General features: G+C 33.6%; 24 protein-coding genes, 1 tRNA gene and 1 pseudogene. 12 read left to right on the top strand and 14 right to left on the bottom strand.

Annotated elements, in window-relative coordinates:
• Positions 1 to 32: 32 nt before the first annotated feature.
• Entirely contained in the window at positions 33 to 704 is a 672-nt protein-coding gene (locus FYC62_RS10205) for a YfgM family protein (RefSeq protein WP_149074857.1), read from the bottom strand.
• 178 nt (positions 705 to 882) lie between these two features.
• Between FYC62_RS10205 and recF the strand changes: the two genes are divergently transcribed.
• Both recF and FYC62_RS10195 read left to right on the top strand, forming a co-directional pair.
• Entirely contained in the window at positions 883 to 1,992 is a 1,110-nt protein-coding gene (gene recF / locus FYC62_RS10200; protein ID WP_149074856.1) for a DNA replication/repair protein RecF, read from the top strand.
• Positions 1,979 to 2,269 carry a DUF721 domain-containing protein gene (locus FYC62_RS10195; RefSeq protein WP_039452115.1) on the top strand — a complete coding sequence of 97 codons (291 nt, stop codon included), beginning with the start codon at positions 1,979 to 1,981 and terminating at the stop codon, positions 2,267 to 2,269. The genes recF and FYC62_RS10195 overlap by 14 nt, the downstream gene beginning before the upstream one ends.
• On the opposite strand, the gene FYC62_RS17120 is transcribed toward FYC62_RS10195, so the two are convergent.
• From FYC62_RS17120 to FYC62_RS10180, 4 genes are all read right to left on the bottom strand, one after another.
• Positions 2,270 to 2,443, bottom strand: coding sequence for a hypothetical protein (locus tag FYC62_RS17120; RefSeq protein ID WP_161792133.1), 174 nt, complete (start codon positions 2,441 to 2,443; stop codon positions 2,270 to 2,272). It lies immediately after the preceding gene.
• 76 nt (positions 2,444 to 2,519) lie between these two features.
• Positions 2,520 to 3,098, bottom strand: coding sequence for a 50S ribosomal protein L25/general stress protein Ctc (locus FYC62_RS10190; RefSeq protein ID WP_039452117.1), 579 nt, complete (start codon positions 3,096 to 3,098; stop codon positions 2,520 to 2,522).
• Between the two features lie 12 nt (positions 3,099 to 3,110).
• Complete coding sequence (locus FYC62_RS10185; protein ID WP_149074855.1) at positions 3,111 to 4,046, bottom strand: ribose-phosphate pyrophosphokinase; 936 nt, start codon at positions 4,044 to 4,046, stop codon at positions 3,111 to 3,113.
• 65 nt (positions 4,047 to 4,111) lie between these two features.
• Positions 4,112 to 4,182: transfer RNA gene (locus tag FYC62_RS10180), tRNA-Gln, on the bottom strand.
• A 246-nt stretch (positions 4,183 to 4,428) separates the two neighbouring features.
• On the opposite strand from FYC62_RS10180, the gene FYC62_RS10175 reads away from it, so the two are divergent.
• Positions 4,429 to 7,452 carry a glycosyltransferase family 117 protein gene (locus FYC62_RS10175; protein ID WP_149074854.1) on the top strand — a complete coding sequence of 1,008 codons (3,024 nt, stop codon included), beginning with the start codon at positions 4,429 to 4,431 and terminating at the stop codon, positions 7,450 to 7,452.
• A 170-nt stretch (positions 7,453 to 7,622) separates the two neighbouring features.
• On the opposite strand, the gene FYC62_RS10170 is transcribed toward FYC62_RS10175, so the two are convergent.
• From FYC62_RS10170 to FYC62_RS10150, 5 genes are all read right to left on the bottom strand, one after another.
• Complete coding sequence (locus FYC62_RS10170; protein WP_149074853.1) at positions 7,623 to 8,579, bottom strand: acetyl-CoA carboxylase carboxyltransferase subunit alpha; 957 nt, start codon at positions 8,577 to 8,579, stop codon at positions 7,623 to 7,625.
• Between the two features lie 55 nt (positions 8,580 to 8,634).
• On the bottom strand, positions 8,635 to 9,141 hold the full coding sequence (locus tag FYC62_RS10165) for a hypothetical protein (protein ID WP_149074852.1): 507 nt from the start codon (positions 9,139 to 9,141) through the stop codon (positions 8,635 to 8,637).
• Positions 9,141 to 9,359, bottom strand: coding sequence for a hypothetical protein (locus tag FYC62_RS10160; RefSeq protein ID WP_039452133.1), 219 nt, complete (start codon positions 9,357 to 9,359; stop codon positions 9,141 to 9,143). The genes FYC62_RS10165 and FYC62_RS10160 overlap by 1 nt, the downstream gene beginning before the upstream one ends.
• 103 nt (positions 9,360 to 9,462) lie before the next feature.
• Entirely contained in the window at positions 9,463 to 9,948 is a 486-nt protein-coding gene (locus FYC62_RS10155) for a hypothetical protein (protein WP_149074851.1), read from the bottom strand.
• A gap of 338 nt (positions 9,949 to 10,286) precedes the next feature.
• Positions 10,287 to 12,776 carry a M1 family aminopeptidase gene (locus FYC62_RS10150; protein ID WP_149074850.1) on the bottom strand — a complete coding sequence of 830 codons (2,490 nt, stop codon included), beginning with the start codon at positions 12,774 to 12,776 and terminating at the stop codon, positions 10,287 to 10,289.
• Positions 12,777 to 12,887: 111 nt separating this feature from the next.
• On the opposite strand from FYC62_RS10150, the gene FYC62_RS10145 reads away from it, so the two are divergent.
• Complete coding sequence (locus tag FYC62_RS10145) at positions 12,888 to 14,858, top strand: tetratricopeptide repeat-containing sensor histidine kinase (protein WP_149074849.1); 1,971 nt, start codon at positions 12,888 to 12,890, stop codon at positions 14,856 to 14,858.
• Between the two features lie 79 nt (positions 14,859 to 14,937).
• Here the strand turns inward: FYC62_RS10145 and FYC62_RS10140 are convergent.
• Positions 14,938 to 16,133: pseudogene (locus FYC62_RS10140) on the bottom strand (IS256 family transposase).
• 113 nt (positions 16,134 to 16,246) lie between these two features.
• Positions 16,247 to 16,657, bottom strand: coding sequence for a BrxA/BrxB family bacilliredoxin (locus tag FYC62_RS10135; protein WP_026902945.1), 411 nt, complete (start codon positions 16,655 to 16,657; stop codon positions 16,247 to 16,249).
• Between the two features lie 199 nt (positions 16,658 to 16,856).
• Here FYC62_RS10135 and FYC62_RS10130 point away from each other — a divergent pair, with 199 nt between their 5' ends.
• From FYC62_RS10130 to FYC62_RS10120, 3 genes are read left to right on the top strand one after another with little or no spacing between them, the layout of a single operon-like run.
• Positions 16,857 to 17,174, top strand: a complete 318-nt coding sequence (locus tag FYC62_RS10130; protein WP_149074848.1) for a type II toxin-antitoxin system HigB family toxin — start codon at positions 16,857 to 16,859, stop codon at positions 17,172 to 17,174.
• Positions 17,171 to 17,530: a helix-turn-helix domain-containing protein gene (locus FYC62_RS10125; protein WP_026902947.1), complete on the top strand. Its 360-nt coding sequence runs from the start codon at positions 17,171 to 17,173 to the stop codon at positions 17,528 to 17,530. Before FYC62_RS10130 ends, FYC62_RS10125 begins: the two co-directional genes overlap by 4 nt.
• 35 nt (positions 17,531 to 17,565) lie before the next feature.
• Complete coding sequence (locus FYC62_RS10120; protein WP_205943708.1) at positions 17,566 to 17,799, top strand: HigA family addiction module antitoxin; 234 nt, start codon at positions 17,566 to 17,568, stop codon at positions 17,797 to 17,799.
• Positions 17,800 to 17,943: 144 nt separating this feature from the next.
• On the opposite strand, the gene FYC62_RS10115 is transcribed toward FYC62_RS10120, so the two are convergent.
• Both FYC62_RS10115 and FYC62_RS10110 read right to left on the bottom strand, forming a co-directional pair.
• Positions 17,944 to 18,180 carry a type II toxin-antitoxin system HicA family toxin gene (locus FYC62_RS10115; protein WP_039452147.1) on the bottom strand — a complete coding sequence of 79 codons (237 nt, stop codon included), beginning with the start codon at positions 18,178 to 18,180 and terminating at the stop codon, positions 17,944 to 17,946.
• Positions 18,181 to 18,185: 5 nt separating this feature from the next.
• On the bottom strand, positions 18,186 to 18,569 hold the full coding sequence (locus FYC62_RS10110) for a hypothetical protein (RefSeq protein WP_039452149.1): 384 nt from the start codon (positions 18,567 to 18,569) through the stop codon (positions 18,186 to 18,188).
• 173 nt (positions 18,570 to 18,742) lie between these two features.
• Between FYC62_RS10110 and ahcY the strand changes: the two genes are divergently transcribed.
• From ahcY to gcvP, 5 genes are all read left to right on the top strand, one after another.
• Positions 18,743 to 20,059: an adenosylhomocysteinase gene (gene ahcY, locus FYC62_RS10105; protein WP_039452150.1), complete on the top strand. Its 1,317-nt coding sequence runs from the start codon at positions 18,743 to 18,745 to the stop codon at positions 20,057 to 20,059.
• Between the two features lie 267 nt (positions 20,060 to 20,326).
• Positions 20,327 to 21,049, top strand: coding sequence for a pyridoxine 5'-phosphate synthase (locus tag FYC62_RS10100; RefSeq protein ID WP_149074846.1), 723 nt, complete (start codon positions 20,327 to 20,329; stop codon positions 21,047 to 21,049).
• A 24-nt stretch (positions 21,050 to 21,073) separates the two neighbouring features.
• Positions 21,074 to 21,322, top strand: coding sequence for a hypothetical protein (locus FYC62_RS10095; protein ID WP_026902966.1), 249 nt, complete (start codon positions 21,074 to 21,076; stop codon positions 21,320 to 21,322).
• Positions 21,319 to 21,612: a type II toxin-antitoxin system RelE/ParE family toxin gene (locus tag FYC62_RS10090; protein WP_149074845.1), complete on the top strand. Its 294-nt coding sequence runs from the start codon at positions 21,319 to 21,321 to the stop codon at positions 21,610 to 21,612. The genes FYC62_RS10095 and FYC62_RS10090 overlap by 4 nt, the downstream gene beginning before the upstream one ends.
• 105 nt (positions 21,613 to 21,717) lie before the next feature.
• Positions 21,718 to 24,603, top strand: a complete 2,886-nt coding sequence (gcvP, locus tag FYC62_RS10085) for an aminomethyl-transferring glycine dehydrogenase (RefSeq protein ID WP_149074844.1) — start codon at positions 21,718 to 21,720, stop codon at positions 24,601 to 24,603.
• Positions 24,604 to 24,648 lie beyond the last annotated feature (45 nt).

The raw sequence follows: 24,648 nt of genomic DNA, 5'->3' as shown, positions 1-24,648 counted from the left end.
AAGCTAACCTGATGTAAATCTTATTTAAACAATTATTTTCCTTCTACTCTAGCAATGTACATGTCAATATTAAATGCTACAGTACTTTCAGGGAAATCGGTTTTAATTTTATTATATGTTTCAAAAGCAGACTTGTAATCTTTTTGCTCCTCATAAACCAAACCTAACTTTTTAAGATAGATTGGAGCAGCAAACTGGTTATTACCTTTAGAAATTGCTTTGTTATAATAGGTAATTGCTTTATCGTATTGTTTTAATTCTACAAAAGCGTCAGCAGCGCCACCTAATGCTAATGGTGAAATAACTTCATCAGCACCGCTATAGTTTGTTAAATTGTCTGCTGCTTTTTGAAACTCACCTTTATTTAAATAGGCTATACCTAAATAATAATAAGCTAAGTTGGCTGATTTTGTGTTATCATAATCTTCTATGATTTTCTCAAAGCCAGGGAAATTTCCATCGCCTTTTATAGCCTTATCCCAGTCTTTTTGTTCCCAGTATTGCTGTGCTTTGTACATTTGGTTTAAAGCTTCAGTTTCTCTTGGAGCCAAATAAAACTTTTGATAAGCAAAAAATAATAATATTAATCCTACTACGGCACCACCTATAATAAGAAGACTTTTACGGTTTTCCTGAATGAAGCTTCCTGTTTTACCTAAAGAACCTACTACTTCTGGTGTACTATCAATCTGTGTGTTCGACATTTTGGGTTTTATTAAAGATTGCAAAAATAGTGTTTTCGTTAAAAACAACAACTCTTATATTTAAATAATTACGATATAATTTACTAATATTCAATTACTATACTTTAAATGGAATTTTTGACCGTAAATTATTTGGTAATAATACAGTTAAGAAGCCTTAGATCGTTAACTTTGTTATATGTACTTGAAGAATCTTTCACTTGTAAATTTCAAAAACTATGACGAAGCGGAGCTAGTTTTCTCTGATGGGGCAAACGCTTTTACTGGTGATAATGGAGCAGGTAAAACAAACTTACTAGATGCAATACATTATTTGTCTTTATGTAAAAGTTATTTCAATCCTATTGATAGCCAGCAAATTAAACAAGACAGAGACTTGTTTATGATACAAGGAAAATTTGATAAGGATAATCAAGAGGAGTTTATAGCGTGTGGTGTAAAGAAAAATCAAAAAAAGCAGTTTAAAAGAAATAAAAAGGAGTATACAAGGTTGGCAGACCATATTGGTTTGTTTCCTTTAGTAATGATTTCTCCAAATGATATTGGTTTAATTTTAGATGGGAGCGAGGAGCGTAGAAAATTTATAGATAATGTGATATCTCAAACAGATAATCACTACTTGGATGAGCTTATTACCTACAATAAAAGCTTACTTAATAGGAATGCCTTATTAAAAAGAATTGCAGAAACTGGCCGTTATGACCCAACTTTATTAGAAATTTTTGATGAGCAGCTGGTAAATTCTGGAAAGAAGATTTTTGAGAAAAGAAAGCAATTTATGGAATCTTTCACTCAGGTTTTTAATGAACATTATCAATATTTAAGTGATGATGCTGAACAAGTTTCATTAATTTACGACTCGATGTTGTTAAATGGAGATTTTGATACTTTACTAAAGAGTGCAGCAGAAAAGGATAAAATCTTACAAAGAACCACCGTAGGCATACATAAAGACGAACTGCAATTTACCATACATGGTATGCCGCTTAAGAAATTTGGTTCTCAGGGGCAACAAAAATCTTTTCTAATAGCTTTAAAACTTGCAAAATATAGTTTCCTCAATCAACAAAAGGGCTATAAACCCTTATTATTATTAGATGATATTTTTGATAAGCTAGACGATAAGAGAATTACCAAATTAATGAAAATGGTCTCTGAGGAAGATTTTGGGCAAATTTTTATTACAGATACTAATCCCGAAAGGTTGAAAACCATTTTCAACTCTATAAATGTTAAGCTTAATTTATTTACCATAGAAAATCAAATCATCCGCAATGAGCAGAACTAATGATAAAACATTAAAAGAGGCATTAGAACAAATGCTAAAGGCTTATCGGTTAAAAGGTAAATATGATGAAACTTTTGCCGTTTCTTCTTGGGAGGCGGTAGTAGGCAAGGCTGTAGCTAATAGAACCAAAGAGATTTATATAAGAGATAAAAAACTTTTTGTTAGGATAGAATCATCCGTTGTAAAGAATGAGTTGGTGATAATGCGCTCGAAAATTCTTGAAGGCTTGAATGAAAAAACAGGGGCTGAAGTAGTAACCGATATCGTTTTTCTATAACTATCTTCTTTTATTGATAAAGAAAAATATTAAAGTACTTAAAGATGCAGTAAAAAGAGCTCTTGCTATAAATAAACTATTAAATTCTTCTTGAAATAAAAGTAGCCCTATTAAAGGCGAAACAATTAACACTACGAAAAAGAATATCAGGTATTTCTTCTCTAAAATTTGCATGCTTAAATTATGTATTTCTGCTATAAACAAAAAAAGACTGCCAAAAGACAGCCTTTTTTAAATTTTTTAAAGCTAATTATTTTTTGTTAGCTTCTTGTTCTGCTTGTTTTAGAGCTCTAGACATAATTACAGAAACGATAGTATCTTCACCAACATTGGTAATGGTATATCCTTCTGGATTTAAATCACGAACACGAGTAGATTTACCTACTTCTAAAGGCTCTAAAGAAACTTCAACGTATTGAGGCATATCTTTAGGTAAAGCATTAACTTTTAATTTACGTAACTTTTGAACTAATTTACCACCCATTTTAACACCTGGAGAAGTACCAGTTAATTTAACAGGGATTTCCATAGTTACTTTTTTATCATCAAATAACTGTAAGAAATCTACGTGTAAGATTTGCTCTGTTAATGGATGAAACTGAATTTCTTTTAAAACTGCTTTGATTTTTTTACCAGCAATTTCTAATTCAGCAAAGTTTACTTCTGGAGTGTAAACTAAATCTCTTAATGATGGTGCTTCAACAGCAAAGTGAACTTGCTCTTTTCCGCCGTATAAAACAGCTGGCACTTTACCCGAATAACGAAGCTCCTTAGCGTCGCGTTTCCCTACGTTCTCTCTTGGAGAACCGCTAATTGCGATTGATTTCATGTTTGTTATATATTAAATTTTAAAAAGTTCGCTAATTGATGCATGCTCGTTTACGTTAGTTATGGCTTTCGCAAATAAGTCTGCCGTTGATAATATTTTAATCTTGCTACTCTCTTTTTTAACAGGAATGGTGTCTGTAACAATAATTTCTGTTAAAGCAGAGTTTTCTATGGTTTCATAAGCATTGCCAGATAATACAGCATGCGTACAAACAGCCCTTACACTTTTAGCTCCCTTTTCCATAATTAAAGCTGCTGCTTTAGATAAGGTGCCGGCTGTGTCGCAAATATCGTCAATTAAAACGATATCCTGTCCGGTAACATCGCCTATAATAGACATTGATTCTATTTCGTTTGCTCTTTTTCTTCTCTTATCACAAATAACAACCTCGGCATTAAAGAATTTAGCAAATAAACGAGCTCTGTAAGAACCGCCCATATCCGGCGAAGCAATGGTTAAATTTTCTAATCCTAAGCTTTTAATGTAAGGCACAAAAATAACCGCAGCATCTAAGTGGTCTACTGGAATATCAAAAAATGCCTGTATTTGTGCTGCGTGTAAATCCATAGTCATCACACGGTGTGCACCAGCGGCAGTTAATAAATTAGCAACTAGCTTAGCGCCGATAGCTACTCTGGGTTTATCTTTTCTGTCTTGACGAGCGTAACCAAAATAAGGGATAATTACATTGATATAATGCGCTGATGCTCTTTTGGCAGCATCTATCATCATCAATAACTCAAAAAGATTATCATTTGGTTGGCAAGTAGACTGTACTAAGAAAACATCACAGCCTCTAATGGATTCATCGAATGAAGGTTGAATTTCGCCGTCTGAAAAACGAGATAGATTAATATCACCGAGTTCTTTTCCGTACGACTTAGCAATTTTATCAGCAAGCGTTCTTGTTGCAGATCCTGAGAAGAGTTTTACTGGATTAGAAGGCATGAGCTTTCGATTCGATTTTAAAAAAAATCAGATTGTGGCTTTCACAATCTGATTTTAATTTTTAGTTGCCCGACCAGGATTCGAACCTAGACAAACGGTACCAAAAACCGTCGTACTACCATTATACTATCAGGCAATCTCCAATTTCAAGTATTCCTGAAATGGAATGCAAATATAGCCTCATTACAGAAAGCATGCAAATTTTTTTTAAAAATTTTTAAAGATGCTTTAGCTATCGAAATTTAAAAAGTGTAACTGCTTGTTTTATAGTGGTAATTTGTAATGAAATAAATCTTAATGGCTGGTTAATATTTGTTAAAGTCCTGTTTTATTCATTTCAAATAGTTATTTTCGGCCGATAAAGAATCAATTTAAATAGAAAATGGCCTATAAGAAGATTAATAATTTACTGGGTTGGTTTAGCTTTTTAGTAGCTGCGGTGGTTTATACCTTAACATTAGAACCAACTTCAAGTTATTGGGATTGCGGAGAGTTTATCTCTGCAGCGTATAGATTGCAAGTAGTACACCAGCCTGGTGCTCCCTTATTTTTAATGATAGGAAGAATCTTTAGTCTTTTTGCGGGTAGCGAGGATAAGATAGCTTTCTGGGTTAATATGAGTTCGGCTTTATCTAGTGCGGCTACAATTTTATTCCTTTTCTGGACTATAACAGCATTAGCAAAGAAAGTTGTTGCGCCAGGTAAGCAAGAGCCTGTATTAGCAAATCTTATCACCATCATGGGGGCTGGTTTAGTGGGGGCATTAGCTTACACCTTTTCAGATACCTTCTGGTTTTCTGCTGTTGAGGCGGAAGTTTATGCTATGTCATCTCTTTCTACAGCGGTAGTTTTTTGGGCAATTTTAAAATGGAATGCTCATGCAGATGAACCACAGGCCGATAAATGGTTGTTATTTATAGCCTACATTATGGGCTTATCTATAGGTATACACCTTTTAAATTTATTGGTGATACCTGCTATGGCTGTTATTTATTATTTCAGAAGAACAAAACAAGCTACAACCAAAGGTACTTTTATAGCCTTAATGATAGGGGTAGTTATTTTAGGCTTTATCCAATATGGCATTATCCAATACTTAGTGAAATTTGCGGCAAATTTCGATTTGTTCTTTGTAAACACGCTGGGTTTGGGCTTTGGTACCGGAGTTATCTTTTTTGCCTTACTTATTGTTGCTGCTGTGGCATGGTTGCTTTATTATTCTATCCAGAAAAGTAAGCCAATTTTAAATTTAGCGGTACTTTCTTTTTTACTTATCATTTTTGGTTATAGCTCTTATGCTATGATTGTAATTAGGGCTAAAGCCGATACCAATTTAAATAATAGTGATCCTGAGAATGTATTTGCTTTATTAGGTTATCTTAACAGGGAGCAGTATGGTGATAGACCTTTATTATACGGACAGTATTTTGACAGTAAAGTTGTAGATTCTAAAGAAGGTTCTGAGAACTATCGTAAAGGGAATGATAAATATGAGGTTACAGGTAAAAAGCAATCTTATGTTTACGATAGAAATACTTTATTCCCAAGAATTTACAGTGAAGAGGGAAACCATGTAGCTGTTTACCGCGATTGGTTAGATATGGGACCTGAAGAGAGTCCTAGCTTTAAACATAATATAGGCTTTTTTAGCACTTACCAAGTTGGATTCATGTATATGCGTTATTTCTTATGGAATTTTGCTGGAAGGCAAAATGATGAGCAAGGAATAGGCGATTATACCAAAGGAAATTGGATAAGCGGTATAAAACCTCTTGATGCTATGCGTTTAGGCGATCAAAATAATTTACCTAAAAGTATGACAGAAAATAAGGCTTATAATCAATTATATTTCTTGCCACTTATTTTAGGAATTTTGGGTGCCTTCTGGCATTTTAAACGTAACCAAAAAGATGCTGGTGTAGTAGCTTTGTTGTTTTTCTTTACAGGTTTAGCCATTGTTTTATATCTGAATCAAACGCCAAACCAGCCGCGTGAAAGAGATTATGCTTATGCAGGGTCTTTTTATGCATTTGCCATTTGGATAGGTTTGGGAGTATTAGCGATAAGCGAATGGATGAATAAATTCTTGAATGCAAAAACTGCTGGTGCTTTGGCAACTGTAGTATGTTTGCTAGCAGCACCAGTATTAATGGCAAGTGAAGAGTGGGATGACCATGATAGATCTGGAAAAACTACTGCCAGAGATTTGGCAAAGAATTATTTAAATAGCTGTGCTCCTAATGCTATCTTATTCACTTATGGTGATAATGACACCTATCCTTTATGGTATGTACAAGAGGTTGAGAATTTTAGACCCGATGTAAGAATCGTAAACCTAAGCTTATTTGATACAGATTGGTATATCAACCAATTAAGAAAGCCTTTTAATGCATCACAAGCCTTACCAATTACAATGGACTCATCTGCTTATGCAACAGGTACTCGTGATGTCCTTTTTTATCAGGATTTTAATCTTCCGGGTAACCAAGAAATAGGTGATATATTTGAATTTATCACCTCAGATAATCCAGAAGCTAAAGTGCAATATCAAAGTGGTAAGCAAGAAAACTTCTTGCCAACCAAGAACTTTAAGCTTACTGTAAATGCGGATGAAGTTTTAAAAACAAAAACTTTAAGTAATACGGCAGAAATTGTTCCTGCTATAGAATGGCAGTTTCCTGGAAATTACATCACGAAAGGTCAGTTAGCGTTTTTAGACATCCTGATTCATAACAAATGGGAGCGTCCTATTTATTTTGCATTTACTGTGCCTAGCAGCAATTTCTTTGGCTTAGATAAGTATTTATATAATGAAGGTTTTGCTTTAAGATTATTACCTAAAACCAAAACAGCTATCAATGATAATAATCCATTATCAGAAACTGATGTGGTAAATACTGCCGCTATGTATCAAAATATGATGAGCAAATTTACTTGGGGTAACATGAAAACTGCATCTTATTTAGATCCAGAATCAACCAAAATGGTTTATTTATCAGTAAATAAGTTTACAGAATTAGCCAGAAACTTAATATTTGAAGGTAAATTAGATAGCGCCAGAAATGCTTTGAAAGAATGTTTAGCTCAACTGCCTATTTATACTACATATGATTCTAATTTTGCCCTTAGTAAGTATGAATTGGTTGATTTGATGTATCAAGTTGGGATGAAACAAGAAGCGGCTAAGTTATTAGCACAAAGTAAAAATTTAATAAAAGGCGAGCTTGATTATCATTATAGCTTAACACAAAATAAGGAAAACTTGGGCATGAGAGATATTCAACTTGGTTTATTTGTATTAGCTCAGTTTGATGATATTACCAAACGAAACGGAGAAGCATCACTAAATAAAGAGATAAATACTTTATTAAGTGATTATGAAAGAAAATTTGGTGTAAGTAGATAATTAAAATAGCCGCAACTTTATAAAAAATCCGAATCATTGATTCGGATTTTTTTGTTTTAGATCATCCTGATAAGTAGTCTTTTTCTAAGAAATTTCATAAAACAATTACACATAAAAAAGCCTCTAAGCGAAATGCTTAAAGGCTTTGTATTTTTAAGATGAAGGTTTTGCTAATCTTCTACAACAACACCCATGTTACAGAATTTCTCAATTCTTTCATCAATTAGCTTTTCTACTTTTTTTGCTTTTAGCTCAGATAAATCAGTTAATAACTGGTTTTTGATAGTTTCTGCCATAGCCTTAGGGTCTTGATGTGCGCCACCAAGAGGTTCTTTGATAATACCATCTATCAATTTATTTTGATACATATTATCAGCGGTAAGTTTTAAGCATTCTGCCGCTTGTTCTTTAAAATCCCAGCTTCTCCATAAAATAGAAGAGCAAGATTCTGGAGAGATAACCGAGTACCAAGTATGTTCTAACATATAAACTTTATCTCCTATACCAATACCTAAAGCTCCGCCAGAAGCACCTTCACCAACAATGATACAAATGATAGGAACATTTAAAACAGACATTTCTAGCAAGTTTCTTGCAATAGCTTCGCCTTGTCCTCTTTCTTCGGCTTCTAAGCCAGGGAAAGCCCCAGGTGTATCTATAAAAGTAATAACTGGTTTGTTAAATTTCTCGGCAAGCTTCATCAATCTTAATGCTTTTCTATATCCTTCAGGATTAGCCATGCCAAAATTTCTGTATTGACGCATTTTGGTATTTACACCTTTTTGATGACCGATAATCATCACAGATTGCCCTGCAATAGTTCCAAAACCGCCAACAATAGCTTTATCGTCTTTAACAGTTCTATCTCCATGCATCTCAATAAAGTCATCACAAATCATTTCTATGTATTGTAATGTATAAGGTCTTTCTGGATGCCTAGAGATTTGTACTTTTTGCCAGCCTGTAAGGTTATTGTATATGTCTAGCTTTGTTTTTTCTATTTTATCTTGCAGTTCTTTCAATGTAGCAGACATGTCTACCTTAGTTTTTTCTGCTACCTGCTTTACTTTTTCAACCTGTTGCTGTAAATCTGCAATAGGTTTTTCAAAGTCGAAAGATGTATTCATATCACTCCTTTATTTAGGTTGCTAAGTTATCGTTTAATCTTAAATTTTAAAAAAACTAATTTACAACAGCTAGTTGTTTGTATTTCTGGAGCTGAGGTGCAGAAAATACTTTCTTAGTTGCTATATGAGCTTTTAAATAAGCATTTCTTAATTCGCCCTGCAAAGCCCCAATTTTATTAGTGTAAAAAATTAAAGAGCCATCGTTTATTTTCTGCTCTTTAAATAAAGTATTGAGCTTGCTTTCTTGAGCTAAAATGAAATTACCCATTTCTTTAGCTTTCCTAGTCATTTCATTAAGAATTTGAGTGATTTGCATCTTTTGTACAGAGCTTAAATTAAGCTGTTGAGCATATTGTAAAGCTTTCTTTGGCGAAGGATAGTTGTTGGTTTCTGCTATTAAAACCATCCCTAACGGACTGGCTTTAGTGTAAGCCATATATTGTTCATGACTTAAATAAGCAGGGGTATTACTTTTTACAGAATCTGTTTGAGGAGTATTTGCATGTAAAAGAGAAAATCCTAATCCGCATAATAAAAGCGTAAACAGCACAGTTTTCTTCATTAATTTTCAGGTTTTATTTTATTGAGTTTTTCTTTAGCAGCATCCCAAGTATTTTGCTGAGATTTTTCTGGGGTATTATCTATTAATTCTTGTAGGTTAGATAAACCTTTTAATACTTCTTCTGCTTTAATATTCGCCTTTTTTAAGTACAATAAGTCTATAATTAAAGCTTTATTATTTCCCTTATCATCTGTAATAATGCTGATGCCTTCTGTCATAATGAATGTTTAACGTTTCAATAGCAAATATGGTATTAAATTTTTAAGCATAAAAAAAACCGGGTCTTAGAAAGGCCCGGTTTTACGTAAGGTGGTTTTTATGTTAATATTTTATTGAAGTAACTGTAGTAATGTTATCTTCTGGAGAAACTAACAAGATTACTTGTTTTTCTGCACTGATTAAAGATACCCAGTAAGAACCAGTATCGTCAGAAAATTGGAAATCAGACGGTCTTGAAATGATTTTAACAATTTTTTGAATTTTAGCACCAGCGTAAGTATCATTGATGTTTTTTAACGCAGTTTTAGAAAACTCTTCTGCTTTTACAATTTGAGTAGCAACTAGAAATTCGTTTTGTAAATTGTATAAAGCATAAGCTGGTTTATCATTTAATTTAAAAAACGCAGTTTGAAACTTTTCATTGATATTCCACTTTACGTCGGTTGCGTTATAAAAATTGTAAGCAAATTGTCTTAGAACATTTTCTGCAACATTTCCAGATTTTGCAGCTGATTTAGAATCTTTTTCATCAGCAAAACTTACTGTTAAACTTAATAATAGTGCGATTGATAATATAGCCTTTTTCATAATTTCAAATTTTAAGTAGTGTTGTAATTATTTACACAACAAAAGTATATAAATATTGATAAATACATAAGTGAAATTGTATTTTTATGAAAAATTAATATAGAAAAGGCTTTTTTGTTAAAAATTAAAAATATCTAGGTGTAAATGATACACTATTTGATAAATTTATAAAAACGATTGTAGAGATTTAAGATTTTGTTCTGTAAGTAGTTGATAAAGAGCTTTTTTATGTAAAATATTTGTTAATTAGGTGTGATGTTATTGTAATCTAACCTCGCGAAACAAAAAAAAGGCTGATTCCTAGAATCAACCCCTTGTTAAATTTGGCGCTATTTAGATTATAATTTTTCTAAGACAGCAATATTCGTTTTCAAATATTCTATTTGATTATTAAGATCGGCTTTAGCTTGGGTATTACCAGCATTTAACTGGTCTGTTTTGATTTTCAAAAGACTATTAAGCAAGCCTACTACATATTTATCAATCCCGTAAGATTTGTATTGGACACCTATACCTTTTAAAAGATCTACGTTTTCATTGAAAATGCTAGCGCTTTTTACTTTGCCCAGCATACTAACATAGCGTTGCATCATCTGAAATTTCTCTTCTATACCCCCATCTTTAAATGCTTTAGAAACAAAATCGAAATTATTTTCTGAACCTTCTGAAGCGTAAAGAGATACTAAGGCTACAGATAAAGGTCCTCTGCTGTCTTGTTCTAATGTTTTGGCCAGCATTAATGCTTCTTTTTTATTAGTAGTAGCTAGAGCTTCTAAGGCAGCGCCTTGTACAGCGTATGATTTACTTTTTAAAGCGTCTTTAAATAGTATTTCATGAGCATTATCTTTTAATGATGCTAATGCGGTTATTGCTGCCGCTTGAACTAAAGTTTTTTCATCGGCTTTAGCTAAATTCTTAAGTATGGGTAATGCCTTAGTTTTTACTGATGCTTGGTCTAGCTTTAGAGCATCAATAGCTTTGATTCTTATTTTGTGATATTTGTCTTTTAAAGCGTTATAGATAATAGCTTGTGCAGTTGCATCACTATTATTTTTTATAGCTGCATTTAGCGCCTCTAAACGGTCAACATAAAGTGGTGCATTCTCGTACTGAAAAGCGTATTCACTTAAAGATTTTTCATCTGTTTTCTTTGCTAGTATAATTTTATCAGCATCAACATTAACTAAATCTGGTTTTTTATTTAAAATGAAGTTTAATGTATCGGCTTTTTGGGTCATGAAATAATCGTGATGTTCATTCTTACCATCAACATAGATGTCAATTTTCATGGGTAATAAGAAGACATCAGTTTTTTGTGTTTGACTTAAAATAACTTGCTGCGTTTTTGTGGCTTCGTTCCAGTTGTATTTGATGTTAAGCTCCGGATGACCTTCTCTAAAATACCATTGATTAAAAAACCAATTTAAATCTTTACCTGTAACTTCTTCAAAAGCTAGTCTTAGTTGGTGCGCTTCACCAGTTTTAAAGGCATTACTTTTTAGATATAAATTTAAGCTTTTGTAAAATGCATCTTCACCAATATCATGACGAAGCATGTTTAAAATACGTCCTCCTTTTTGGTAAGAAACTACATCAAACATGTCTTCTTTATCTTCGTAATGAAATCTAATAAGGTGTTTAGATTTAGCCGAAGGATTGTTTAGGTAAGCTTGCATAGCCTCATAATTATGAGCATCTCCGGCATCTTTACCAAATTTATATTCGTTCCAAAGAGTTTCGCTTATATCAGCAAAAGATTCATTAACAGATAAATTACTCCAACTTTCGGCGGTTACATAATCCCCAAACCAATGGTGGAAAAGTTCGTGAGCAATAACATCTTCTCCTGCACTTCCATCTAATAGTTCGCGGTCCGTTTGTTGTACAAAATCGCCATGTATGGTGGCTGTAGTATTTTCCATGGCGCCACTTACAAAGTCTCTTACCACAACTTGTGCATATTTATCCCAAGGATAATCTATACCTAATTTATTAGAGAAGAAAGTCATCATTTCTGGTGTATTACCAAAAATGCTTTTAGCGTAAGGAGCATATTCGGGCTCTAAATAATAATCTACAGGAATGTTTTTCCATCTATCTTGATAGATTTTGAAATTCCCTACCGCCATCATAAATAAATAAGGGGCATGAGGTTTATCCATTTTCCAGGTATCAGTACGTGTACCGTCTTTATTAGATTTTTTACTAACTAAAATGCCATTAGATAAAGTGGTGTATTTTGCAGGTGCAGTTATACTAATTTCTTGTGTAGTTTTTTGGTTAGGGCTGTCTAAAGTAGGAAACCATACAGAAGAACTCTCGGTCTCGCCTTGTGTCCATATTTGTACAGGCTTATTTTGTACAGTGCTATCAGGGTTTATGAAATATAAACCCTTTGCGTTGGTAATTGCGGCACTACCTTTAGCTTTAAGTTCATCGGGCTTAGCCACATAATCAATATAAACAGTGTAATTTTCTTTACTCGAGTAGGTTTTATCGAGCTTTATTTTAAGCTTTAAACTATCATAAGTAAAATTTAGTTTACTTTGCTTATTGCCGTTCATGAGAGCCACATTTTTAATATCCATTCCTTTAGCATCTAAGGTTAAAGAGTCTGTATTGTAAAAATGAGGTTTAAGAGTTATCCAAGCTTTACCGATTAATCTTTTCTTTTGGTAATCAAAGCTAACATCTAATTTTGTATGGATTAAACTATTAATTTTTTCTGCTGTTGCTCTGTAAATTTTCTGCTGTTGCGAAAAAACGGAGTTATTAAAGGAAAATAATAAGATAATTACAGATAAAAACCTGAAAAAGCGACTAGTCATGTGAATTTTAGTTAGTGAAAACGCAAAGATATTTAAATTGAGTTAAAAGTATTACAGTTTCATTTGTAAAGAATTTATATCCTATTTATATTACACCTCTAAATTGAAAACATGAATATCTACTTTATCCTACTCTATTTTAATCTGTTATTTTTTCAGGGTATTGATGTAAATCATTATAAAAAGGTAATTAATACTTCTGATAATGATTCTTTAGTGGTTAATGCCCATGTGATGATCATGAAATCTCTAGGACCAAATAAAATAGATTCAGTAAGAATTTATTATAACAAGGCGATAGCTTATTCTAAAGACAATGGTTTTGTATTGGGAGAGATTTTGTTGAACCATAATATGGCCAATCTTTTAAGCGTACATGGCGATTTATCTGAGGCTTTAGTTTACGCCAATAAAGCACTGGCTTTAGCAAAAAGCCAGAAAGACCAAGTTAGTATGGCTCGGGCATATGGATTATTATCTGTTATACATGGTAGAAAGGGTGATTTCCCAAAATCAACAGCGAATGCATTTTCATCATTAAATATTTTTGAGAAGCTAAAAAACAAAGAAGGAATGGTAAACGCTTACATTAAGCTGAGTGCTATTCATATTCAGATTCAGGACTTTAAGAGTGCTCTTACGTACTGTAAAATGGCTGATTCTTTAAATAAAGACGTTAAGGATAAAGTTTTTGAACTGGATATAGCCAATAATATGGCTATTGCATTTGCAGAGCAAGGTAAGCTTGATGATGCTTTAGCGATGTTTGAAAGGGTAAGCAAATTAACCAAAGGACATAGAGACCAAGTAGCGGCTTATGCTTCGAGCCTCATGAATATTGGCTTGGTTTATAAAGAAAAAAGAGAATTTAATAAGGCATTAGATTATTATCAGCAGTCTTATCAGGTTTCTTTAGATAATAATTACCCTGAGGGGATTTTAAAGAACATGCAAAATATCTCTGTTGCTTATTATTTTCTAGGAGATTATGAGAAGAGTAATAAAGAAGCTTTAAAAGCGCTAAATAAAGTAAGAGAAATGGGTGTTATTGATTTAGAGGTTGAGATTTTAGAAGGTTTAAGAACCAATTATTTAAAACAAAAAGACTACAAAAATGCCCATAAATATACTGAGGAGTATTATGAAGCTTCTTTGAAACTAAATGTGAAAGAACGCGAACGTGAAATTTCTGGAATAAAGGATAAATATGAATTAGAGAAAACACAGGAGCAGCTCAAACTTTTAAATGAGATAAATGAGACCAGAACCAAGCAACGGAATTTAAGTATTATACTTTTAGTAATTGCTTTACTATCTATGGTGGTTTTTGCTTATTCTTATTACAAAATCAGAATTTTAAATAAACAAAATATCATTGTAAAAGATAAACTATCAGAAAGTAACCAAGTAAAAGATAGAATTTTCTCTATTATAGGGCATGATTTAAGAAGTGCTTATGTTTCTACACTAGGTATTCTAAAGCTTATCAAAGAAGACGATTTATCTGCAAGTGAGAAGATAGACATGATTAATCGGGTTATCCATCAATCAGAAACAGCTTTAGAAACTTTAGATAAATTATTGCATTGGGGCTATAGCCAAATAAGAGGTGCTAAAATTACTTTAGAAGATTTTAATTGCACTAAGCCAATTAAGCAAACATTAGACTTCTTGGCTCAACTTATTCATGAGAAACAAATTGAAGTGAATAATCAAATAGATAAAGAAGTTTGCGTTTTGGCAGATAAAAATCATTTCAATTTTATCATCAGAAACTTAATATCTAATGCGGTTAAATTTACGCCTCAAGGTGGTAAAATTACTTTAACCTGTACAGATGAGGATGAATACTTTAAGTTTTCTATTCAAGATAGTGGGATAGGCATCTCCAAAGATAGAATAGATAAAATTTTTACTGCAGATTCTTCAAGTACAAGTGGTACGCATAATGAAAAGGGTACAGGCCTAGGTTTAATTATCTGTAAAGAATTTATAGAAAGTAACGGTGGCGAAATTTATGTAAGTAGCCAAGAAGGGGAAGGAGCTACTTTTAGTTTTACCTTAAAGAAAGGTAAATGTTAAATGAACTGCGATAGCCTTTTAAAAGCTGACAGTATCCCATAAAGTGTGTAAGTAAAAATTTAATAGGGTTTGCTTTTCATTAAAGTTGAACCCTATTTTCAAATAAAGTTAAGAACTGGTTTAGGATAATACCCCAATTTTGAATAGGCATACTCCATTTTTTTGTTGCCTCCCTTAAGGCCAAATATACCGATTTCAACACCGCTTCATCAGTGGGGAATGATAATTTATTTTTAGTGTATTTTCTGATTTTACCATTTAGGTTTTCAATCAAATTGGTGGTATAAATAATCTTTCTGATTTCAAGTGGGAATTCAAAAAAAACGGTCAGTTCCTCCCAATTCTCTTCCCATGATTTTATGGCATAAGGGTATTTATGGTTCCAAATATTCTTAAAGTCTTCTAGGGCGGCTTTTGCGGCTTGTTTTGTTGGGGCATCATAGATAAGTTTCATGTCCTTGGCAAAAGCTTTTTATCTTTCCAGACCACATATCTTGCCGAGTTTCTGATTTGATGCACTACACAAATTTGAGTTTGTGATTGAGGAAACACATTTTTTATTGTTTGGGTAAATCCGTTGAGATTGTCGGTAGCAGTGATAAGTATGTCTTCCACTCCTCTAGCCTTTAGATCGGTTAATACACCAAGCCAAAATGCGGCACTTTCATTCTTACCTAGCCACATGCCTAATACTTCTTTTTTTCCTTCTCTATTGAGCCCTACTGCTAAGTAAATAGTTTTGTTAATGACCTTAGAATTCTCCCTTACCTTAAAAACAATACCATCCATCCATACAATTAAATATACAGCATCTAGGGGCCTGTTCTGCCAAGCAATAATATCGTTAGCTACTGCTTCTGTAATGCGTGATATAGTAGAAGTAGATACATCAAAATGATATACTTCTCTAATCTGTTCTTCAATATCGCTTACACTCATGCCTTTTGCATATAGCGATACAATGACGTTTTCTAAACCATCGACCATACTTTGTCGCTTAGGTATAATCATAGGATTAAAAGAGGCATCTCTGTCTCTGGGTACTTGGATCTCTGTCTCCCCAAAAGATGTTTTTATACGTTTGCTGCTGAATCCATTTCTGGAATTGGTAGAGGTTGCCTGGGCATGCTTATCATAACCTAAATGAGCATCTAACTCACCCTCTAACATTTTTTCAATGCCTCGCTTTTGGAGTTGTGCTAAAAAACTGCTCAACTCTTCGCCGCTTTTGAATTGCTTTAAAAAAGCATCTGATAACATTTCTTCTTTGTTCATAATCGTGTGTTTTAAAATTAAAAAAAGTGAATCAAAGTTGAGGGCTAGCCCTCAACTTTGATTCACTTACACACTTTATGATATACTACCTAAAAGCTATCGCAGTTTATAAATTAACAATATTGTTCAAAAGCGCCAATTAAATTATCAGCTATCATTTGTGCTGGGCGACCTTCAATTTGGTGTCTTTCTATAATATGTACCAATTTGCCATCTTTAAATAAAGCCATTGATGGTGATGATGGAGGATAAGGCAACATGTAGTTACGAGCAGCATCTACAGCATCTTTTTCCATTCCGGCAAAAACAGTTACAATTTTGCTGGGCTTTTTACCTTCCTGTACGGCAATTTTAGCAGCCGGACGAGCATTTGCAGCAGCACAACCACAAACAGAGTTAACCACAACAAACGTAGTACCTTCTGTTTCTATAGCTTGCTTTACTTCATCGGCATTTTTTAATTCTTCAAAACCAACGCTAGTTAAGTCGGTTCTCATGGGTGCAACTAAATATTCTGGATACATTTTTTTGTATTTACGATTTTACGAATTGAAATTTTTGATTCTTTTTACAAATGCAAAATTAAGCTTTTAACTATATGCTAACAATAAAGCATATCAACTGGATGTCATAAAAGAATTGAATCATAGTATAGAAAATTAAGTTTTGAGTTTGATAGAAATTATAGTTTACAATTTGTAAACTTTTTTTACTTTTGTGCAGATGAATCATTTTAACATCATAAAGCGTAGCACTTTAATTGAATTTTATACTAAGTATCCAGATGCTAAAAAGCCTATAGAACTTTGGTATTCTGAAATTAGAGAAAGTGATTTTAGCAACTTTAATGAGTTAAAGGCAGTTTATAAGCATGCAAGTATTGTAGCAACAAATAACAGAGTTGTTTTCAATATAAAAGGCAATAATTACAGATTAGTTGTCAAGATTAACTTTTACACCAAGCAAATTTTTATCATTTGGTTTGGGACGCATAAAGATTACGATAAGATAGATGTAGAAACTATAAGCTATAAAAAATGAATTGGACAATTTTAAAAACAGAAAGCGATTATAATAAAGCCTTAGAGAGGCTAGACATAATTTTTGATGCTGAACCTAACAGTCCTGATTTTGCAGAAGCTGAATTATTAGGATTACTTATTAGTAATTATGAGGATAAGCATTATCCAATAGCTAGCCCCAATCCCATAGAAGCGATAAAATTGAAGATGGAAGAATTAGGATTGAAGAATAAAGACCTACAACCCTATATTGGTTCTAAAAGTTATGTATCTTCTATACTAAGTGGTAAAAGGGAGATAACACTGCGTATAGCTAACATTTTACACCATAAACTTGGTATCCCTACTGTGGTATTCTTTAACGCAAACGTTTAATAGGATTAGATTGCCATTATTTAAAGATTATGACCATGTTTGCACCAGCACATCCCGGAGAATTAATAAAAGAAACAATAGAAGGATTAAGAGAAGAAACCGGTAACAAACTTACTTTAGAAGAAGTAGCTTCTGGACTAGATATTAGTCGTAAGACTTTATCTGCTATCATCAATCAGAAACAGGGTATAAGTCCTGAAATGGCATTAAAACTTGCCAAAGCTTTCAATACCAGTCCCAATTTTTGGTTGAGCACAAGAAAATTATAATCTTGCGCAAGCTAAAAAAAAGTGAATACCGATAATATCAGAGTTTTTTGGAGAGAAGCTGTGGCGGTGTTGTAGATTGTACGGATGATTTATTTAATTGGATATCTTAAAAAAAGAAGTTAATAAATTATCTAAAATTTATTATTAACAATTTTCCTTAATCCATTCCAAAAATTCAGCTTTTGATATTCCCATTGTTATTAAATTAGAATTTATATGGAAAGCAGGTATTTCTTTATCTTTTTGCCTGTGAATAATAGATCTTAAACATCCAGGACATTTCCATTTATCATGTGAGGCTTCAGTTGAGATGTATTTGCAGTTTTTAAATTCTAAAAATTTAATCCAACATTTTGTTTTTATAGGTCTATTGTTTCCCATTGTAATCACACTGTCATTAGTCGTTCTCTTAATTCAGTGTTTTCAGATAAATCAAAGTCACGTAAGATTCCTTCTTTGTCAATATGTGCTGATTTACAAAGTTCAGTTTTGAAAAATGGACTTTGAGACCACCCTAAAGCTTTAAGTTCACTTAAAATTTTGTTTTTCTCTTGAGACATAAGAGTTTCGCAAAAATCTGGAATAACTATATTCTTCATCATTTTAAATGCTTCAGATGAGGTAGAACCATATGCGCTAAGTTTCAATGAAGGTATATAACAAATATGAAAATTGCCATCAATTAAATCAATCGCTTTTAGTTTTGCATTAATCTTCTTTAATTTATTATTATGAATAAGATTAATGAATTCTTGTTTAGTTTCAGACATTTTTATTTATTTCTATAAGCTTTCAAATGTAAAGATAAGTAGTATTTAGATAACATAAATTGAAAAATTTATAATAAAATATGTTTTTACAATCTTAACAATCTCATTACCATTAACCATTTGAATTTCATCCGCCTAAGCGGTATCTTTGCAGCTCACAAAATAAAACAACTATGTCATCAGTAGAGACAACTTACGTACCTTACAAAGTGAAGGACATTTCCCTAGCCGAATGGGGAAGAAAAGAAATTGAATTAGCCGAAGCAGAAATGCCAGGTTTAATGGCCCTTAGAGAAGAGTTTGGCGCAAGCAAACCTTTAAAAGGCGCAAGAATTGCCGGATGTTTACACATGACCATCCAAACAGCAGTTTTAATAGAAACTTTAGTAGAATTAGGTGCAGATGTTACTTGGTCTTCTTGTAATATTTTCTCCACCCAAGATCACGCAGCAGCAGCAATTGCAGCAGCTGGTATTCCTGTTTACGCATGGAAAGGCATGAATGCAGAAGAGTTTGATTGGTGTATTGAGCAAACCTTATTCTTTGGTGAAAACCGCGAGCCTCTAAACATGATTTTAGATGACGGTGGCGATTTAACCAATATGGTTTTAGATAAATATCCAGAACTAGCAGCAGGTATCAAAGGAATCTCAGAAGAAACAACTACAGGTGTTTTACGCTTACATGATCGCGTTAAAAAAGGAACACTTCCAATGCCGGCAATCAACATTAACGATTCTGTAACCAAATCTAAATTCGATAACAAATACGGTTGTCGCGAGTCTTTAGTAGACGCTATCCGCAGAGCTACAGACGTGATGATGGCTGGTAAAGTAGCCGTTGTTTGCGGTTATGGCGATGTAGGTAAAGGTTCAGCAGATTCTTTACGCAACGCAGGTGTAAGAGTTATCGTTACAGAAATAGATCCAATTTGTGCTTTACAAGCAGCAATGGAAGGTTTCGAGGTTAAAAAATTAGCTACTGCTATCAAAGAAGCAGACATCGTGGTAACAGCAACTGGTAATAAAGACATCGTTAGAGGCGAGCATTTTAAAGCCTTAAAAGATAAAGCTATCGTTTGTAACATTGGCCACTTTGATAACGAAATTGACATGGCTTGGTTAAACCAAAACTATGGCGATACCAAAATCGAAATCAAACCACAAGTGGATAAATATACCCTTGATGGTAAAGACGTTATCGTTTTAGCCGAAGGTCGTTTAGTGAATTTAGGTTGCGCAACTGGTCATCCATCATTTGTAATGTCTAACTCCTTTACAAACCAAACCTTAGCGCAAATAGAATTATATACAAACGCAGCAGCTTACGAAAACAAAGTTTATGTTTTACCAAAAACTTTGGATGAAAAAGTAGCTCGTTTACACTTAGCAAAAATCGGTGTCGAGTTAGAAGAACTTCGTCAAGACCAAGCAGAATATATTGGTGTTACGGTTCAAGGTCCTTTCAAATCAGACGCATACCGTTATTAATATTTTAGATTGTTGATTTTAGATTGACGATTAATCCAAGCCGCTCTGTACCCACAGGGCGGTTTTTTTATTTATTTCAGAAAGAATTTTATTTAGAAAAGCAATGGCAGCATTTCATTTTAAGGCTAGTCCGGTGCTTTGCTTTACTCCTCGTCCATTTTCCGCAAAAGCTCCAAATGTCCTGCGGGGTACCGCCCTCGCCCCGGTTTATTTTTCAAAACCTGTGCTAAGTATTTACAGTATCACAGCATAATGATACCTTTGTATATGTCATTAGCCAAATTATCAGTAAACATCAATAAAATAGCCACTTTAAGAAACTCAAGAGGTGGTAATAACCCAAATGTATTACAAATAGCACTAGATTGCGAGCGTTTTGGCGCACAAGGAATAACCGTACACCCACGTCCGGATGAAAGACATATACGCTATCAAGATGTTTACGATTTAAAAGGTCAAATCCAAACAGAATTTAACATAGAAGGCAATTGCCAAGAAGAAAAATTTGTAGAATTGGTTTTAACAAATAAACCAACACAAGTAACTTTAGTACCCGATGCTTTAGGCCAAATCACCTCTAACCATGGCTGGGATACCATCAAACACCAAAACTACTTACAAGATATCATTGCCGTTTTTAAACAGGAAGGAATTAGAGTTTCTATTTTCGTAGATCCTAATCCAGAAATGGTTGAAGCCGCAAAAACTACAGGTACAGATAGGATAGAACTTTATACAGAGTCTTACGCGGTAAATTATCATCAAGATAAAGAAAAAGCTATATTACCTTATGTAAAAGCATCCGAAATGGCCAATAAAGTAGGTTTAGGCATCAATGCTGGGCATGATTTAGATTTACAAAATCTTCAATATTTTGCGCAAAATATACCAGGTTTGTTAGAAGTTAGTATAGGGCATGCACTTATTTGCGATGCACTTTATCTAGGCTTAGAAAATACTATCCAAAGATATTTGTATCAGTTGAAATAATTATATTTACACAAAGCACTTATCATGACAATCTCAGCAATAAGAATCAAATTACAAGAATATATAAAAGTGGCAGATGAAAAAAAAGTCAAAGCTATTTTTGCACTTTTAGAAGATGATATTGTAAAAGATTTTAATTGGTGGGAAGATAAAGACTTAGTAAAGGATTTTGAGGACAGGGTAAAAAAATGCAAGAATGGTACAAATAAGGCCTTTTCTTTGGAAGAAATAGATGCAGATATAGAGAAAATAAAAGCTAACACTATTTCATGAACTATAAAGTACTACTAACGAAAAAGAGTAGGAAAGAATTTCTGGATGCTTTTTGTTGGTATCAAGAACAAAAATTAGGTTTAGGTGATGATTTTAAAACCGAGATTTATAAACATCTTAATTTAATATCAGAAAATCCAAAACACTATCCCAAAAAGATAAGAGAACTAAGAGAATTGGTTGTCAAAAAATTTCCATTTATCATCATTTACAGTATAGATGAAACCTCTAGGATTATCTATATAGCTTCCATCTTTCATTTCAAAAGAAACCCAAAAAACAAGGTTTAAACTTTTAAGCTACTTGTATTTTAATCTTTACAATTTCATGCTGTTTCTATTATAAAAGCACCCTCATTTTTCATAATTTTGCGCATCTTAAAAACTTCCGTTTAAATGAAATTAAATGTTGATTATCAGGAACTGTTCGAGCAAAGACATATTGCACCAAATGAGCAGGATACCCAAGAAATGTTAGATGCTGTTGGGGTAAATTCTTTAGAAGAACTAATTGCCCAAACAGTGCCGCAAAACATACGTCTTAAAGGTGCTATGGATTTACCTTCGGCAAAAAGTGAGTTCGAATACCTGAATCATCTTAAACAAACGGCTTCTAAAAACAAGATTTTTAAATCATACATAGGGCAAGGTTATTACGGTGTTATTGTGCCAGGTGTTATCCAAAGAAACATTTTAGAAAACCCAGGATGGTACACGCAATACACTCCTTATCAGGCAGAAATTGCACAAGGTAGATTACAAGCGCTATTAAATTTCCAAACGATGGTTATTGATTTAACCGGAATGGAAATAGCAAACGCTTCTCTGCTTGATGAAGGAACAGCAGCTGCAGAAGCGATGTTTATGCAATACAGCTTAAGAAAAAATGCCGCAGCTAAAAAGTTCTTTGTTTCTCAAGAAGTATTCCCGCAAACCATAGATATTTTAAAAACACGTTCACAGCCTTATGGTATAGAGCTAGTTATTGGCGACCATAGAACTGCAGAACTAACAGAAGATATGTTTGGTGCTATTGTTCAATACCCAGCAAGTAACGGCGAAGTTTTTGATTATAGCGATTTTGCTAATAAAGCTCATGAAAAAAATATAAAACTTACTGTTGCGGCAGATATTATGAGTTTAGCTTTATTAACTCCTCCAGGAGAATGGGGCGCTGATATTGTTGTAGGTACAACCCAACGTTTTGGTATTCCAATGGGTTTTGGTGGGCCTCATGCCGCTTTTTTTGCTACAAAAGAAGAGTACAAAAGGTCTATGCCAGGCCGTATCATTGGGGTAACTATTGATGCTCATGGAAATTACGCTTTGCGTATGGCCTTACAAACAAGAGAGCAGCATATCAGAAGAGATAAAGCAACATCAAACATTTGTACAGCACAAGCTTTATTGGCTATTATGGCGGGTATGTATGCTACTTACCATGGACCTAAAGGCATTAAACTTATAGCAGAAAGAATACATGGTTTAGCTGTTTTATTGTCTAATGCTTTACAGCACCTAGGTTACCAACAAGAAAACCAAGCTTATTTTGATACGGTAAGGTTTAACGTTGGCACTTTGTTAAACGCTATTAAAGCAGAAGCTTTAAACAACGAGGTTAACTTAAATTACCAAGGCGAAACAGTTACTATTTCTATAGATGAGACTACTTCTGTAGAAGATATTAAAACTTTAGTAAGATTCTTTGGAAAAGTAAAAGGCATCAATCAAAATGATATAGATGTTGATGCTTTAAAAGGAGATTTAACAAGTACTATTCCTGCTTCTTTAGCTAGAACATCAGCTTATTTAACACATCCTATATTTAATAGTCATCACTCAGAGCATGAGTTGCTGCGTTATATCAAATCTTTAGAAGCAAAAGATTTATCCTTATGCCACTCCATGATAGCTTTAGGTTCATGTACCATGAAATTGAATGCTACCACAGAAATGATTCCGGTTACTTGGCCAGAGTTTGGAAACTTACATCCTTTTGCACCTATAGACCAAACTGGTGGTTATATGCAAATTATGGATGAGTTAAACCGTTGGTTAAGCGAGATAACTGGTTTTGCAGCTATGAGTTTACAACCAAATGCGGGTGCACAAGGTGAGTACGCAGGATTAATGGTTATTAGAGCTTATCATCAAGATAGAGGAGATTTCCATAGAAATATCGCTTTGATTCCATCTTCTGCACATGGTACAAACCCGGCTTCTGCTGCTATGGCAGGTATGAAAATCGTGGTAACTAAATGTGACGAGAAAGGAAATATTGATGTTGAAGATTTAAGAGCAAAAGCAGAAGAGCACTCTGCTAACTTAAGTTGTTTAATGGTAACTTATCCATCAACACATGGCGTTTTTGAAGAGTCTATCATAGAAATCTGCGATATTATTCATCAACATGGTGGGCAGGTTTATATGGATGGTGCCAACATGAACGCTCAAGTAGGTTTAACATCTCCAGCAAATATTGGTGCCGATGTTTGCCACCTCAACTTACATAAAACATTTTGCATTCCACATGGTGGAGGTGGTCCAGGTATGGGGCCAATTGGCGTAGCTAAACATTTAGTTCCATATTTACCCGGCCACGCTGTTGTTGATATTAGTCAAGAAAAATCTATACATGCAGTATCCGCAGCACCTTGGGGTTCTGCATCTATTTTGTTAATTTCTCATGCTTATATAGCTATGATGGGGGCTGAGGGCTTAACCAATGCTACAAAATATGCTATCCTAAATGCAAATTATATCAAAGCTAGGTTAGAACAGCATTATCCTGTTTTGTACTCAGGAGCCAACGGAAGATGTGCACACGAGATGATTTTAGACTGTCGCGAGTTTAAGGCTTTAGGTATTGAAGTAACCGATATAGCTAAAAGGTTAATGGATTATGGTTTCCATGCACCAACAGTTTCTTTCCCTGTGGCTGGTACTGTTATGGTAGAACCTACAGAATCTGAACCTAAACATGAGCTAGATCGTTTCTGCGATGCTATGATAGCTATCAGAAATGAAATAGCTGATATAGCATCTGGTTTATTAGATAAAGCAAATAATCCTTTAAAAAATGCTCCGCATACTGCTGCGGTAGTAACAGGTAATGATTGGGATAAACCTTATACCAGACAAAAAGCAGCATTTCCTTTGCCTTATGTAGCTCAATATAAATTTTGGCCTTCTGTAGGTAGGGTTAATGATACCCATGGCGATAGAACTTTAATCTGTTCTTGTCCTCCATTAGAAACTTATGCCGAGATAGAAACAGTATAAATTAAATACTTTATTTAAAAGAAAAGCTAGGCAATTGTCTAGCTT

Origin of the sequence: Pedobacter aquae, assembly GCF_008195825.1 — a bacterium.
GTDB lineage: Bacteria > Bacteroidota > Bacteroidia > Sphingobacteriales > Sphingobacteriaceae > Pseudopedobacter > Pseudopedobacter aquae.
This window is presented reverse-complemented; position numbering and strand designations above follow the sequence as displayed.

Coding starts and splice junctions, on each gene's coding strand:
- FYC62_RS10205 (WP_149074857.1), bottom strand. CDS start 704: ATGTCGAACACACAGATTGATAGTACACCAGAAGTAGTAGGTTCTTTA.
- FYC62_RS10185 (WP_149074855.1), bottom strand. CDS start 4,046: ATGCCTTCTAATCCAGTAAAACTCTTCTCAGGATCTGCAACAAGAACG.
- FYC62_RS10135 (WP_026902945.1), bottom strand. CDS start 16,657: ATGTATCCAGAATATTTAGTTGCACCCATGAGAACCGACTTAACTAGC.
- FYC62_RS10165 (WP_149074852.1), bottom strand. CDS start 9,141: ATGAAGAAAACTGTGCTGTTTACGCTTTTATTATGCGGATTAGGATTT.
- FYC62_RS10125 (WP_026902947.1), top strand. CDS start 17,171: ATGAATTGGACAATTTTAAAAACAGAAAGCGATTATAATAAAGCCTTA.
- FYC62_RS10160 (WP_039452133.1), bottom strand. CDS start 9,359: ATGACAGAAGGCATCAGCATTATTACAGATGATAAGGGAAATAATAAA.
- FYC62_RS10195 (WP_039452115.1), top strand. CDS start 1,979: ATGAGCAGAACTAATGATAAAACATTAAAAGAGGCATTAGAACAAATG.
- FYC62_RS10110 (WP_039452149.1), bottom strand. CDS start 18,569: ATGTCTGAAACTAAACAAGAATTCATTAATCTTATTCATAATAATAAA.
- FYC62_RS10095 (WP_026902966.1), top strand. CDS start 21,074: ATGACAATCTCAGCAATAAGAATCAAATTACAAGAATATATAAAAGTG.
- FYC62_RS10170 (WP_149074853.1), bottom strand. CDS start 8,579: ATGAATACATCTTTCGACTTTGAAAAACCTATTGCAGATTTACAGCAA.
- FYC62_RS10175 (WP_149074854.1), top strand. CDS start 4,429: ATGGCCTATAAGAAGATTAATAATTTACTGGGTTGGTTTAGCTTTTTA.
- FYC62_RS10100 (WP_149074846.1), top strand. CDS start 20,327: ATGTCATTAGCCAAATTATCAGTAAACATCAATAAAATAGCCACTTTA.
- FYC62_RS10120 (WP_205943708.1), top strand. CDS start 17,566: ATGTTTGCACCAGCACATCCCGGAGAATTAATAAAAGAAACAATAGAA.
- ahcY (WP_039452150.1), top strand. CDS start 18,743: ATGTCATCAGTAGAGACAACTTACGTACCTTACAAAGTGAAGGACATT.
- FYC62_RS10150 (WP_149074850.1), bottom strand. CDS start 12,776: ATGACTAGTCGCTTTTTCAGGTTTTTATCTGTAATTATCTTATTATTT.
- recF (WP_149074856.1), top strand. CDS start 883: ATGTACTTGAAGAATCTTTCACTTGTAAATTTCAAAAACTATGACGAA.
- FYC62_RS10115 (WP_039452147.1), bottom strand. CDS start 18,180: ATGGGAAACAATAGACCTATAAAAACAAAATGTTGGATTAAATTTTTA.
- FYC62_RS10130 (WP_149074848.1), top strand. CDS start 16,857: ATGAATCATTTTAACATCATAAAGCGTAGCACTTTAATTGAATTTTAT.
- FYC62_RS10145 (WP_149074849.1), top strand. CDS start 12,888: ATGAATATCTACTTTATCCTACTCTATTTTAATCTGTTATTTTTTCAG.
- FYC62_RS17120 (WP_161792133.1), bottom strand. CDS start 2,443: ATGCAAATTTTAGAGAAGAAATACCTGATATTCTTTTTCGTAGTGTTA.
- gcvP (WP_149074844.1), top strand. CDS start 21,718: ATGAAATTAAATGTTGATTATCAGGAACTGTTCGAGCAAAGACATATT.
- FYC62_RS10190 (WP_039452117.1), bottom strand. CDS start 3,098: ATGAAATCAATCGCAATTAGCGGTTCTCCAAGAGAGAACGTAGGGAAA.
- FYC62_RS10155 (WP_149074851.1), bottom strand. CDS start 9,948: ATGAAAAAGGCTATATTATCAATCGCACTATTATTAAGTTTAACAGTA.
- FYC62_RS10090 (WP_149074845.1), top strand. CDS start 21,319: ATGAACTATAAAGTACTACTAACGAAAAAGAGTAGGAAAGAATTTCTG.